At 71.5% G+C, this 13,620-nt stretch carries 9 protein-coding genes; 7 read left to right on the top strand and 2 right to left on the bottom strand.

Annotated elements, in window-relative coordinates; all coding sequences use genetic code 11:
- The first annotated feature begins 85 nt into the window (after nt 1–85).
- The 3 genes from BLW84_RS18990 (at nt 86) to BLW84_RS18980 (ending at nt 4,425) form a co-directional block, all read left to right on the top strand.
- The gene (locus BLW84_RS18990; RefSeq protein ID WP_177226551.1) at nt 86–2,593 is read left to right on the top strand and encodes a glycosyltransferase; all 2,508 of its coding nucleotides are present in this window, start codon (nt 86–88) and stop codon (nt 2,591–2,593) included.
- A complete protein-coding gene (locus BLW84_RS18985; RefSeq protein WP_093267097.1) occupies nt 2,583–3,632 on the top strand; it encodes a glycosyltransferase family 4 protein in 1,050 nt (349 codons plus the stop codon). The genes BLW84_RS18990 and BLW84_RS18985 overlap by 11 nt, the downstream gene beginning before the upstream one ends.
- Nucleotides 3,633–3,855: 223 nt before the next feature.
- Nucleotides 3,856–4,425 carry a hypothetical protein gene (locus BLW84_RS18980; protein WP_177226550.1) on the top strand — a complete coding sequence of 190 codons (570 nt, stop codon included), beginning with the start codon at nt 3,856–3,858 and terminating at the stop codon, nt 4,423–4,425.
- Nucleotides 4,426–4,596: 171 nt separating this feature from the next.
- Here the strand turns inward: BLW84_RS18980 and rfbD are convergent, their stop codons facing one another.
- Together rfbD and rfbB are read right to left on the bottom strand one after the other, a co-directional pair.
- Nucleotides 4,597–5,514 (bottom strand): dTDP-4-dehydrorhamnose reductase, encoded by a 918-nt coding sequence (rfbD, locus tag BLW84_RS18975; protein ID WP_093267163.1) that lies wholly within the window; start codon nt 5,512–5,514, stop codon nt 4,597–4,599.
- Entirely contained in the window at nt 5,511–6,500 is a 990-nt protein-coding gene (rfbB, locus tag BLW84_RS18970) for a dTDP-glucose 4,6-dehydratase (protein ID WP_093267094.1), read from the bottom strand. Before rfbB ends, rfbD begins: the two co-directional genes overlap by 4 nt.
- A 536-nt stretch (nt 6,501–7,036) precedes the next feature.
- Between rfbB and BLW84_RS18965 the strand changes: the two genes are divergently transcribed.
- The 4 genes from BLW84_RS18965 (at nt 7,037) to BLW84_RS18950 (ending at nt 13,593) form a co-directional block, all read left to right on the top strand.
- Nucleotides 7,037–8,473 (top strand): LCP family protein, encoded by a 1,437-nt coding sequence (locus tag BLW84_RS18965; RefSeq protein ID WP_093267092.1) that lies wholly within the window; start codon nt 7,037–7,039, stop codon nt 8,471–8,473.
- 133 nt (nt 8,474–8,606) lie between these two features.
- Entirely contained in the window at nt 8,607–9,788 is a 1,182-nt protein-coding gene (locus tag BLW84_RS18960; RefSeq protein ID WP_093267091.1) for an LCP family protein, read from the top strand.
- 201 nt (nt 9,789–9,989) lie between these two features.
- On the top strand, nt 9,990–10,967 hold the full coding sequence (locus BLW84_RS18955; RefSeq protein ID WP_093267089.1) for an SDR family NAD(P)-dependent oxidoreductase: 978 nt from the start codon (nt 9,990–9,992) through the stop codon (nt 10,965–10,967).
- A gap of 34 nt (nt 10,968–11,001) precedes the next feature.
- Complete coding sequence (locus tag BLW84_RS18950; protein ID WP_093267088.1) at nt 11,002–13,593, top strand: helix-turn-helix transcriptional regulator; 2,592 nt, start codon at nt 11,002–11,004, stop codon at nt 13,591–13,593.
- The last annotated feature ends 27 nt before the right edge of the window (nt 13,594–13,620 follow it).

Here is a 13,620-nt window from a genome sequence, read left to right as displayed (position 1 = left end):
CGCCCCGGGCGGCCAGGTGTCGGGATGGCCGCGTTTTCGCGAACACCCCGCAGGCTGCGCCTGGGGATGGTGCACGCTTTAGGGCGTGGCTGAATTGTCCGACAGCAACCTGCCCGTCGTGTCGGTGATCGTGGTCAACTACCGCGGCGCGGACGACACCATCACCTGCCTGCGCGCGCTCCGCGACGAGCTCGACTACCCGGCCGACCGGCTGGAGGTGATCTGCGTCGACAACGCCTCCGGCGATGGCAGCGCCGAGCGGATCCGCGCCGCCGCTCCGGAGGTGCGGCTGATCGAGTCGGACACCAACCTCGGTTTCGCCGGCGGGTGCAACCTCGCCGCCCGCAGCGCCACCGGCCAGGTGCTGGCCTTCCTCAACAACGACGCCAAACCGGATCGCGCATGGGTGCGCGCGGCCGTCGCCGTGCTGCGGTCGGAGCCGACGGTGGGCGCGGTCGCCAGCAAGGTCCTGGACTGGGAGGGCCGCCACATCGACTTCGTCGACGGCGGGCTGACCTGGTTCGGGATGGGCTACAAGCGGCACGCGGGCGAGGTCGACGACGGCTCGCACGACGCGGCCCGGGACGTGCTGTTCGGCACCGGTTCGGCGCTGTTCGTGCGGGCCGAGCTGTTCGCCGCGCTCGACGGCTTCGACGAGCGCTTCTTCATGTTCTACGAGGACGTCGACCTCGGCTGGCGGCTGAACCTGCGCGGCTGGCGGGTCCGCTACGAACCGGGTTCGCTGACGTTCCACCGCCACCACGCCTCGATGGCCGAGGTGTCCTCCGCCCGTGAGCACTACCTGTTGGAGCGCAACGCGCTCGCCGCGCTGTACAAGAACGTCTCCGACGAGACGCTGGCGAAGGCGCTGCCCGCCGCGATGGCGCTGGCCGTGCGGCGGGCCACCGCGCGCGGCGAGATCGACCCGACCCAGCTGGAGATCACCCGGCGCGGCGACAGCGAGGACGACAGCCCGGTTCCGATCGACCGGTCCGCGCTGGCCGGGATGCTGGCGATCGACCAGTTCGTCGAGCTGCTGCCGTCGCTGAAGGAGTCCCGAGAGGAGGAGCAGCGGGCGCGGGTGCGCACCGACGCCGACCTGGTGCCGTTGATGCGCAAGGCGATGGAGCCCGCCTACCCGCTGCCGCGCTACCTCGCCGCGCACGACGCGCTGGTCGAGGCGTTCGGGTTGGACGAGGTCTTCGGCCGCCCCCGGAAGGTCGTGGTGATCACCGGCGACGCGGTCACCGAGCGGATGGCCGGCCCGGCGATCCGCGCGTGGCACATGGCCGAGGTGCTCTCCGCGGAGCACGAGGTTCGGCTGGTCAGCGTCAACGCACTCGTCAGCCCGCCGGAGTCCCGCTTCGCCGTGGTCGCGGCGAAACCGCGCGAGCTCTCCGCCCACGTCGACTGGGCGGACGTCGTGGTGTTGCAGGGCCACGTGCTGGAGATGGTGCCGGCGCTCAAGAAGGTCGAGTCCACCAAGATCGTGGTCTGCGACGTCTACGACCCGATGCACCTGGAACTGCTGGAGCAGGGTCGCGACACCGACGACGAGCGCCGCGCGAAGGACCTGGCCGGAGTCACCAAGGTGCTCAACGCCCAGCTGCAGCGCGGCGACTTCTTCCTCTGCGCCTCGGAGCGGCAGCGGCACTTCTGGCTGGGCCACCTCGCCTCGCTGGGCCGCCTGACCCCGGGCCTGTACGACAACGACCCGACTGTCCGCTCGCTGCTGTCGGTCGTGCCGTTCGGCCTGCCGTCGGTGGCGCCGCGCCGCACCGGCCCGGCGATCAAGGGCAACCGGTCCGGCATCGCCGCCGAGGACAAGGTGGTGCTGTGGGCCGGCGGCGTCTACAGCTGGTTCGACCCGCTGACGCTGCTGCACGCGGTGCACCGGCTTTCCGACCAGCACGACGACGTCCGGCTGTTCTTCCTCGGCATGAAGCACCCGAACCCGGACGTGCCGGAGATGGGCATGGCCGGGCAGACCCGCGGCCTGGCCGGCCGGCTCGGGCTGACCGACAAGTTCGTGTTCTTCAACGAGACGTGGGTGCCCTACGGCGAGCGGCAGAACTACCTGCTCGACGCGGACTGCGGCGTCACCACGCACTTCGAGCACGTGGAGACGACGTTCGCGTTCCGCACCCGCGTGCTGGACTACCTGTGGTCCGGGCTGCCGGTGGTGACCACCGACGGCGACTCGTTCGCCGACCTGGTGCGCGAGGAGGACATCGGCGTCGTGGTCCCGGCCGAGGATCCGGACGCGCTGGCCGCGGCGCTGGAGAAGGTGCTCTACGACGAGGAGTTCGCCGCCGAGTGCCGCCGCCGCATCGCCCCGGTCCGCGAGCGGTTCACCTGGGAATCCGTGCTGGCGCCGCTGACCGAGTTCTGCCGCGACCCGCGCCCGGCCGCCGACCGGCTCAAGGCGAGCGCGCCGCTCGTGCGCAGCCCGCAGCTGAACCGCGTCGAGACGGCGCGCCGCGACATCGCGCTGCTGCGCGAGTACCTCGACGCGGGCGGCCCGCTGGAGGTCGCGAAGCGGGCGACCGGGCGGCTCCGGCGGATCGCCGGCGAGCGGTTCCGTGGGCGCTGAACTGCGCGTCCTGCTGGACGGCACGCCACTGCTCGGCCGGCGCACCGGAATCGGGCGCTACACCGCGTCCCTGGTCGGCGAGCTCGCGGCTCTGGTGGACGTCCGGCTGATCGGGTTCACCACCCGGGGCTGGCGGGAGCTGCGTTCGCTGGCGCCGGACGGAACACGTGCGGTCGGGCCGCCGATTCCGGCGCGGGTGCTGCGGAAGCTCTGGCAGCGCGGAGCTTTCCCGCCCGTCGAGCTGCTCGCCGGGCCGGCGCAGGTGGTGCACGGCACGAACTTCGTGCTGCCGCCGTCGATCCGGGCGGGCGGCGTGGTGACGGTGCACGACCTGGCGTTCCTGGATGATCCGTCGCTGGCCGAACCCGACTTGCCCGATCTCGTGCGGAGTTCCGCGCGGCGGGCGCGGGTGGTGTGCACACCGACGGCGGCGATGGCCGACGCCGTCAGCGCGCGGCTCGACGTGCCGCGGGAGAAGGTCGTGGTGACTCCGCTCGGCGTCGATCCCGAGTGGTTCTCCGCGGCACCCGCGGACCCCGAACTGAAGGTCCACTATGGACTGCCGTCGGAGTACCTGCTGTTCGTCGGCGCCGAAGGTCCCCGCAAGGGGCTGCCGACACTGCTCGAAGCGCACGGCCCCGACCTGCCCCCGCTGGTCATCGCGGGCCCCGGCGAGCCGGGCGACCGGGACGGCGTGATCCGCACCGGCTACCTCCCCGACGAGCACCTGCGCCGCCTGGTGGCCGGTGCCGCCGCGCTCGTATTGCCTTCGCGCGACGAGGGATTCGGCCTACCGGCGCTGGAAGCCATGGCCTGCGGAACCCCGGTGGTGTGCTCGGACATCCCGGCCCTCCGCGAAGTCACGGCGGGCCAAGCGATCCTCGCGCCCCACGGCGACCCGACGGCCCTCGGCGAAGCCCTGCACCGAGCCCTGACCAACCCGCCGAACGCGGAAAACGCCCGCGCCCGAGCCAAAACCTTCACCTGGCGAGCCTGCGCGGAAACCACGATCACGGCCTACCAACGCGCAATGGCCTGAACACGCCCCGGAAAAGCGTCAGGCCAGGCTCCCGGTAATGCCCCGGGCCACCTGGCCTTCCTTCCGTCACCCCACGGGATCAGGCGCCGCCATCATGCCCGCCGCGAAGGCTGCCGAACTCCCAATTTTGCCTAAAATTGGGAAAACCACCGCATCAGGCGATCATCAGAAGATCCCGTATCGCTCGAAAGAGAATTCGACCGGCCCGTTACCGTGATCCCTCGTGCCTGTTGCATACGGCGACGAGTCCTTCCGGGAACATCCGGAGCACGGCTTCTACGTGCTCACAGGCGTCGTCTTTGAACCCTCAACCCTTGCCGATGCTTGTGAAGCGTTGTTAGCACTCCGCGGCAAGCACCGAAAGCTCCATTGGTACGACATGGGCCCCGTCGAGCAATTGCGCATAGTCAAGAAGCTGGCCGATCTCGACGGAATGCATGTCGTCGTCATCGGCTCGCCCGTACCTATCCAGAAGCAGGAAAGGGCTCGCGCCAAGTGCCTGACGAGCCTCGTCGTCGAGCTACACGGATTCGGGGTTGACACTCTGCTGCTCGAGGCCCGGTCTGCGAACCTCAACCGACGCGACGTGCGAACCGTGACCGCAGCCAGGCAAAGCCTTCTCCCGACAAGGGCACGATTTCACGTCGATCATTGTTCGGGCGCTGTCGAGCCCCTTCTTTGGGCCGCTGACGCCATCGCAGGCATTTGCCGCGCCGCACGTCTCGGTCGCTCCGAGTACCGCGACATGCTGGCCGATCACGTGTACGACGTAGAAATCGACACAGGCTGCTGAAGCTAGAAAGACGTCAGGCCAGGCTCCCAGTAATACCCCGGGTCACCTGGCCTTCCTTCCTCGCCCCCACGGGGCTCGGCAGTGCCTATTATGCACGTCGTCCCGGCCTCGCACCAGCCGTTATGGGGCTGGAACGGCCTTTCGGGGTCGGCTTCACCGGCTCAGGTGACGTCACCTTCCCCTGAGGGCTTCGCCGTCCGCTTCGAAGGCCGCCGCCAGGGCTTCTCGCCAGGGGCGCATCGGGGTCAGGCCCGCCTCTCGCCAGGCCGCGTCGGACAGGACCGAGTAGGCCGGCCGGGGCGCCGGGAGCGGGAAGTCCGCCGTCGTGCACGGGTTCACCCGGTTCTCGTCCGCGCCCAGTTCCGCGAAGATCGCCCGGGCGAACTCGAACCAGCTCGCCTGGCCCGAATTGGTGCAGTGCAACACCTTCTGCTTCGGGTCCCGGCGCTCGGCGACCTGCTCGGCCAGTTCCAGCAGGCCGTTAGCCAGGTCCGCCGCCCAGGTCGGCGAGCCGATCTGATCGTCCACAACGGACAGCGAGTCCCGCTCGCCGGACAGGCGGATCATCGTCTTCACGAAGTTCCCGCCGCGCGCGCCGTACACCCACGCCGTGCGCACCACCCAGGCCCGCGCGCCGGATTCCAGCACCGCCTGCTCGCCTTCGAGCTTCGTGCGCCCGTACACCGAGCGCGGCCCGGTCGGATCCGCCGGCTCGTACGGCCGGGTCCCGTCGCCCGGGAACACGTAATCCGTCGACACGTGCAGCAGTGGCAGGCCGCTGGTCCGGCAGGCCTTCGCCAGGTCGGCGGCGCCTTCGGCGTTGATCCGGGCCGCGCGATCCGGGTCGGACTCGGCCGCGTCCACTCCCGTGTAGGCCGCGGCGTTGATCACCACCGGTTCCAGCTCCGCGTCCTTCGCCGCCTCCGCGAACGAACCCACCGCGTCGGCGACCTCCTCGGCGTCGGTGATGTCCAGTTCCTTGGAGCCGGGCGCATGCACCAGCGCGCCGGACCGCGTGCCGAGGATGCGGGCCAGCTCCGAACCGAGCTGGCCGTGGCCGCCCGGGACCAGCACTGCGAGGCGGCTCACTTCGCCGCCTCCGAGCGGGCCTTCAGCGGCTCCCACCAGTCGCGGTTCTCCTGGTACCAGCGGACCGTCTCGCGCAGCCCGGTCGCGAAGTCGACCTGCGGCTCGTACCCCAGTTCGCGGACGATCTTGCCGTGGTCCACCGAGTAGCGGCGGTCGTGGCCCTTGCGGTCCGCCACCGGCCGCACCATCGACCAGTCCACGTCGAGTTCGGCCAGCAGCCGCTCGGTCAGCTCCTTGTTGGTCAGCTCGGTGCCGCCGCCGATGTTGTAGATCTCGCCCGGCCGCCCGGATTCGGCCACCAGCTGGATTCCCCGGCAGTGGTCGCCGACGTGCAGCCAGTCGCGCACGTTGAGCCCGTCGCCGTAGAGCGGCACCTGGGTGCCGTCCATCAGGTTCGTGATGAACAGCGGCAGCACCTTCTCCGGGAACTGGTACGGCCCGTAGTTGTTAGAGCAGCGGGTGATGCACACCGGCAGGCCGTGCGTGCGGTGGTAGGCGCGGGCCAGCAGGTCCGAGCCCGCCTTCGCCGCCGAGTACGGCGAATTCGGCTCCAGCGCGTGGTCCTCGGGCCAGGAGCCTTCGTCGATGGAGCCGTAGACCTCGTCGGTGGACACGTGCACGAACTTGCCGACGCCGGCGTCGAGCGCGGCCTGCAGCAGCACGTTCGTGCCGACGACATTGGTGAGCACGAAGGCGTCCGAGCCGGTGATCGACCGGTCCACGTGGGTTTCGGCGGCGAAGTGCACGACCACGTCCACGTCGGTCAGCAGGCCGCCGACCAGCTCGCGATCGCAGATGTCGCCGCGGACGAACTTCAGCCGCGGGTTGTCCGCGACCGGTGCCAGGTTCGCCTCGTTGCCCGCGTAGGTGAGCTTGTCGAGCACGATCACGTCGGCATCGGAGAACGCGGGATACGCGCCGCTGAGGAGCTGCCGAACGTAGTGCGAGCCGATGAAGCCGGCCCCACCGGTGACCAGAATCCGCATTGCGCCCTTCCTCGCCGGGTTTTCCGCGGCCCGCAGCGGGCCCGCGTCCGCAGTCTGGCATGACACGGCGCGCTACGAGGCAGGTTCCCGCGCTACTCAGCGTCACAAACTCGCCTAACCCCTATGAGGGATATCACCCCTGTTACTGGGACCTGCCCATCCGCCCCAGGTTCACCGCTAGCCTGCAACCGGAACACGAGCAAAATCACTTCGCCAACGTGTAACGCTCGCCGATAGGCCAAGGAGGATTCGGCGTGGAGGACCGGCCGAGGTGGCCAGGTGGCCCGCAGGGCCAGCCCGGCAGATCCGTGCCGCCCCGCGGCCCCGGCGGACAGGGCCGGCCGGGATCCGGCGGCGCCCCGTCGGGCGGGCGGCGCGGTGGCGCTGCCCCGCCGCCCGGCGGCCCCGGCCGCAGAGCAGCGCAGAGTGATGACCGACGCCGTTCATCCGCCCGTTCGGGTAACGCGGAGGTCCCCCCGGAAGGCGACGTCTGGCAGCGGCGGCGAGACCGCCGGGGCGCGCGGAACTTCGGCCGGGTGCTGTTCGCGCTGCTGTCCGTGCTGGTGCTGAGCACCACCGGATTCGGCTGGGCCATGTTCCGGCCCGGGGCCGGCGGTACCTCCACCGCCGATGTCATCCGCAAGGGCTTGAGCGCCCCGGACGGCGCCACCGACATCCTGCTGATCGGCAACGACAGCCGCAACGACGCCTTCGGCAATCCGCTGCCCGACAACGTGCTGCGCGAGCTGCGCACCAGCTACGACGGCGGTGACCTCACCGACGCGATGATCCTGGTCCGCATCCCCAACGGCGGGCAGAGCGCCAGCGCGATCTCCTTCCCCCGCGACACCCTCGTCGACGTCGGTCTCGGAGACGGCAAGACCAAGCTCACCGAGACCATGAACCGCGGCAAGCACGCCGAGATGGCGAAGCTGAAGAAGGACGGCATCACCGACCCGAAGGAGCTGGAGGACAAGTCCCGGCTGGCCGGCAAGCAGCTGCTGCTGAAGACCATCGAGGACATCACCGGCGTCAGCATCGACCACTACGCCGAGGTCAACCTGCTCGGCTTCTACGACGTCACCAATGCAATCGGTGGCGTCGAGGTCTGCCTGCTCGAGGACACCAAGGACAAGGACTCCGGCGCGGACTTCCACGCGGGCAGGCAGACGATCCAGGGCGCCGACGCGCTGGCCTTCGTCCGCCAGCGGAAGGGCCTGATCAACGAGCTCGACCGCGGCAGGCGCCAGCAGGTCTTCGTGTCCGCGCTCGCCCGCAAGGTCATGTCCACCGGCACGCTGACCAACCCGGCGAAGCTGACCGAACTGGTCAACGCCATCCAGAAGTCGGTCATCCTCGACCCCGCGCTGGCCAACGACGTGCTCGGCTTCGCCCAGCAGATGCAGGGCATCGCGGGCGGGAACGTGCAGTTCTTCACCGCCCCGGTGCACCTCGTCGGCTCGTCCGGCTCGGAAGACGTCACGATCAAGATCCCCGAGGTCCGGCAGTTCGCCGCGGATCTGCTGCTGTCGCCGACCGAACGCCAGCAGAAGCAGGTCGCGATGCAGGCCCGGTCCGCGACCTCGGTCAGCGTCTACAACGCCTCCGGGGTCAGCGGGTTGGCCGCACGGGTGCTCGAAGAGATCTCCCGGCAGGGCTTCAAGGCCGGCGGCAGCTCCAACGCCGGCACCATGGACCGCTCGGTCATCTACTTCGCGACCGGCGAGGAGGCCGCCGCGAAGCAGGTGTCGGACGCCCTCGGCGGCGTGCCGACGGAGGTGCGCTCCAGCGTCAAGGCCGGCAGCGTCGAGGTCTACCTGGGCAAGGACTACAAGGGCCCGGGCACGCAGAACTTCGCGCCGGTGCAGACCGTCCAACTCGACAAGCTGAGCCAGGCCGGTCCGCTCCTGGCCCAGCCGGTGACCGACGACGCGCCCGCGATCACCGCGGACGACGTGCCCTGCATCCGATGACCGGCGTCACGCCGGCGAGGTGAGCGCGTCTCACCGACGAGGTTTCGGCCGAGGTTAACCGCCGGGCAGCCGCTCGCGGGTTCCCAAGGCGGTTAACCTTGGTCGTCGGCACGCAACGGGTTGGGGGAACGACGTGGGCGAACCGGAACGGGAACCGGCAGCGGCGGAGCCGATCGGCCCGCAGCGGACCGGGATCCGCATCGCCGGGCGCAGCCTCCTCGCGCTGGTTTCGGCCGTCGTGCTCGCCCTCACCGCCATCGGCTGGATCGTGGTGGACCGGCTCAGCGACGTCAGCTCCGCCAAGGTGCTCGCGGACGCGCCGCCGGGGCCGCCCGCCGACGACGGCGCGACGGACGTGCTGCTGGTCGGCAGCGACAGCCGCACCGACGCGCAGGGCAACCCGCTGCCGGAAAGCGTGCTGAAGCAGCTGCGCACCGAGGCCGTCGGCGGCCTGAACACCGACAGCCTCGTGGTGATCCGGATCCCGCACAACACCGCGCAGCCGACCGCGGTTTCCATCCCGCGCGACACCTACACCGATGTGCCGGGCAGCCGGCCGGAGAAGATCAACGCCGTCTACGGGCTGGCGAAGAGCGCCACCGCGGAGAAACTTCGGGGTGACGGCGTGCCGGAGGCGGAGATCGAGCACGCCGCGCGGCTCGCCGGGCAGCGCGCGCTGGTGCAGACCGTGCAGGGCCTCACCGGGGTGCGCATCGACCACTACGCCGAGCTCAACCTGGTCGGGTTCTTCGAGCTCACCGAGGCAGTCGGCGGCGTCGACGTCTGCCTGCAGCAGGCCACCAGCGACAAGGACTCCGGCGCCGATTTCGCCGCCGGGCGGCACACCATCAGCGGCGGCGACGCGCTGGCGTTCGTCCGGCAGCGGCACGGCCTGCCGCGCGGCGACCTGGACCGGATCGTGCGCCAGCAGGTGTTCATGGCCGGGCTGGCGAACAAGGTGCTGTCCACCGGCACCCTCACCGACCCGGGGATGATCAACGACCTGGTGCAGGCGACCCGCCGCGCGGTGGTGCTCGACGAGGGCTGGGACCCGCTGGGTTTCGTGCAGCAGATGCAGGAACTGGCCGCCGGGCGGGTCACGTTCGTGACGCTGCCGGTGTCCGACTCGGGCGCCCGCGACGACCGCGGGCAGTACATCATCAACGTGGATCCGGCTGCGGCGCAGGGCTTCTTCGAGCAGCTGACCAGCGCGGACCCGCCGCGCCTGGCGCCGGCGGCCCGGCTGCGCCTGGACGGCACGGCGCACGCCCAGCAGCCGATCACCTCCGACGGCGGGATCCCCTGCGTCAACTGACCTCGGGCACCGGATTCCTCCGAATGCGGTGCGTGGTGGCGATTTCGCGCGAAACCGACGCGCTCAGCGGACTCCCGGCTGGCCGCTGCGAGGAGCACTGTCCCGCGCGTGGGGACTGGTCGTTCTGACAGATGGCGGCGGCGGGCTCCGCCGGGAAGCTGGTGGCGACATCGCTTCCCGGAAAGGTCCAGCACCGGCATCATGACGAATTCCCCTGTCCCCGAAGAGGAAACCACCACCCGACCGGCACGGCGGAGCCGCCGCGCGCTGCTCGGCATCGCCACCGCCGGAGCCGCGGTGGGCGCCGTCGGCACCGTGACCGGCTCGGCGCTGCCCGCCTACCTCGCCGGGCCCGCCACCCGGCCCGCTCCCGCCGCCGCGCCCAGCGGGCGGTTCGCCGGCAAGGCCGTGCTGATCACCGGCGGGACGTCCGGCATCGGGCGGGCCACCGCGCTGGCCTTCGCCGCCGAGGGCGCCCGGGTGTCGTTCTGCGGGCGGCGCACCGAGCTGGGCAGGCAGGTCGAGGCGGAGATCCGCGCGTCCGGGGGCGACGCCGTCTACCTGCCCGCCGATGTGCGGATTCCCGAGCAGCTGCAGCACTTCGTCGACGAGACCGCGCGCCGCTTCGGCGGGCTGGACATCGCGTTCAACAACGCCGGCATCACGAAGACCGCGCCGCTGCACGAGATGCGGCCGGAGGACTTCGACGACGTGCACCTGACCAACGAGCGCGGCGTCTTCCTGTCGATCAAGTACGAGGTGCCGCACCTGCTCGCCCGCGGCGGCGGCGTGATCATCTGCACATCCTCCGGTTCGACGCGTCCGGGCGGAACCGCTTACACCGCGAGCAAACGCGCGATCGAGGGCATCGTGCAGGCCGCGTCGCTGGACTACGGCACGCGGGGCATCCGGGTCAACGCGATCCTGCCCGGCACCACGGACACCGCGTTCGTCCGGCCGCCGGGCATCCCGGACGCGGTGTGGCCGGCGTTCCGGGACGCGTGGGGGCCGCTCAACGTCAGCGCCCTGGAACGGATGGCCGCGCCGGAGGAGATCGCGCGGGCGGTGCTGGCGATGGCCGGCGACGACTTCGGCTACATGACGGGCTCGTCGGTCGAGGTCGGCGGCGGGCCGAGCCGGGGCGGCAAGATGCGGATGCCGCCCGGCATTCCGTCGTGACCGCTCCCGCGCGAGCGGTTCCTAAGCTGGTGGTGTGATCGGCCGGGACGAGGAACTGCGCGTGGTAAGTGGCGTCGCGACCGGCGGCGCGCTGGTGATCCGCGGCGAAGCCGGAATCGGCAAGAGCACGCTGCTGGCCGAGGTCGTATCCGGCGCGCCGGGCCGGGTGCTCCGCGCGAGCGGGGTGGAATCCGAGGTCGAGATCGCGTTCAGCGGACTGCACCAGCTCCTCCTCCCGGCGCTGGACGAGATCGGCGGGCTGCCCGAGCCGCAGGCGGATGCGCTGCGCCGGGCCCTGGGCACGGCATCCGGCGAGACGACGGACCGGCTGGTCTGCGCCGCCGTGCTGGGGCTGCTGAACCGGCTCGCCGAACGGACTCCGGTGCTGGTCGTCGTGGACGATGCGCACGATGTCGACCGCGCCTCGATGACCGCGCTGCTGTTCGCCGCGCGGCGGCTGGCGGACCGGCCGATCGGCATGCTCTTCGCGGTGCGCGATCCCGCTCCGCGCGCGGTGGACAGCGCCGGGCTCGCCGAACTGCGGCTTTCCGGGCTGGACGGTGAAAACGCGGCGCGGCTGCTCGACGAGCTCGGCACGCCCGTCGACGGGCCGACCCGCGACCGGCTCGTCGCCGCCACCGCCGGGAACCCGCTCGCGCTGACCACGCTGGGGCGCAGCGCGGACCGGGGCCGGCTGGCGCTCGACGCGCTCTCCGGAACCGTGCCGGTCGACTCGGCGCTGCGAGCCGCGTTCACCGCGCAGCTCCAGGCGCTCCCGACGGAGACGCAAGCGGCACTGTTGATCGCCGCGGCCGACGACACCGGGCGCCTCGACCTGGTCGAGAGTCTCGGCGGCCCGCTCGATCCGGCGGAGCAGGCCGGGCTCGTCGAGGTCTCCGGCGGACGCCTGCGCTTCGCGCATCCGCTGGCCCGCGCGGCGACCTACTCGTCGGCGACCAGCAGCCAGATCGGCCGGGCGCACCGGCGGATCGCCGCCGCCCTGGCCGCCACCGATCCGCCTCGCGCCCGCTGGCACCGCTGCCTGGCGACGGCCGGGCCGGACGAGGCGCTCGCCGCCGAGCTCGAAACCGACGCGCACGACGCGGAAGCGCGCGGCGGTCTTGCCGCGACCGCTTCGGTCCTGCTGCACGCGGCCCGGTTGAGCCCGGCCGAGGCCGATCAGGAGCGCCGGACCGCGGCGGCGGCGCACGTCGCCTGGAAGTCCGGTCACGCCGGGCTGGCACGCACGCTGTTGTCGCGGATCAGCGGGAACACCCCGACGCAGGTGCGCACCCGCGGCCTCGTCGAGCTCTACAGCAGCGATCAGGTCATGGCCCTGCACTTCCTGCGCCGCCACGCGCGGGCAGCCCACCTGCCCGACCAGGCCGGGGAGCTGTTCTTCCTGGCCGCCGACGCGGCGCTGCACGCCGACCGGCTCGGCGACGCCCGCCGACTGGCCCGGCAGGTGGCCGACCTGCCCGGGTTCCGGGACTACGGCCGGTGGCTCGCGGACGTGCTGGAACTGCGGGTCGTCGACGCCGAGCCGTGGGAGGTGTTCGAGGCCGCGCCCGAGTCGGTCCGCCGTTCGGGCGCGCACCGCTGGCTGCTGCCGATGCTGCTCAACCGGTTCGGCCGGGACCCTTGGGCGGCCAGGGAATTCGGGCTTGCCGCCCACGAGCAGCTGCGCACCACGGGCATGCTGGCCATCTCGGCGATCGCGCTGCCGTGGCTGGTGGAGCTGGAGTGCCGACTCGGGTTGTGGGCGGACGCCGCCGAGCACGCCGAGGAGGGCCTCCACCTGGCTCGCGACACCGGTCAGCAGCCGCGCGAGGCCGATTTCCTGTCCCAACTCGCGCTGCTAGCAGCCTGGCGTGGTGATGCCTCGGGCTGCCGACGGCACGCGCGACTCGCCCTGGAGCGCGCCACGCCGGTGCACAACAACCTCGCCGCCGCGCAGGCGACCTGGGCATTGGCGGTATCGGAGCTGGCATCCGGCGATGTCGAGCAGGCGAGCGACCGGTTGGCCGCGCTGTCCGCGCCGGGCCTGCCGACGGCCCACGAGCACATCGCCCGGCTGGCCGCCGCCGACGCCGTCGAGGCTCATGTCCGGGCCGGACGAGTGGAGCGAATCGCCGAGATCTCGATCGATCCGTCGAATCCGTCGTGGTTGCAAGCGGTTCTGCACCGCTGCCGGGCGCTGGCCGAGGATTCGGAGCAGCACTACCGACTGTCCACATCGGACGTCGACGACTTCCCGTTCGAGCGGGCCCGCGGTTCGCTCCTGCACGGCCAGTGGTTGCGCCGCGAACGGCGGCCCGCGGAAGCCCGCGCCGAGCTGCGGGTCGGCATCGACCTGTTCGAGAGCCTGGGAGCGCGGCAATGGGCGGAGCGCGCCCGCGGCGAGCTGCGCGCGTGCGGCGGGTCGGCACCTCGCGGCGACGTCGCGGCGCTGACCGCGCAGGAGCGCGAAGTCGCCGCGCTCGCCGCCCGGGGGCTGAGCAATCGCGAGATCGCCGCGCGGTTGTTCATCAGCCACCGGACCGTCGGATACCACCTGCACAAGGTGTTCCCGAAGCTCGGCATCGCCGGCCGGGGACAGCTCCGCGGCTTCGACCTCGAACCGTGACGCTGGAGGTCCGTTCGGAATGCGGGG

The sequence above is a fragment of the Saccharopolyspora shandongensis genome, from assembly GCF_900106995.1.
In the GTDB taxonomy this organism is placed as follows: domain Bacteria; phylum Actinomycetota; class Actinomycetes; order Mycobacteriales; family Pseudonocardiaceae; genus Saccharopolyspora; species Saccharopolyspora shandongensis.
Note: the sequence above shows the minus strand (reverse complement) of the source record. Positions and strands in the feature narration are given on the sequence as shown.

Coding starts and splice junctions, on each gene's coding strand:
- rfbB (WP_093267094.1), bottom strand. CDS start 6,500: ATGCGGATTCTGGTCACCGGTGGGGCCGGCTTCATCGGCTCGCACTAC.
- BLW84_RS18955 (WP_093267089.1), top strand. CDS start 9,990: ATGACGAATTCCCCTGTCCCCGAAGAGGAAACCACCACCCGACCGGCA.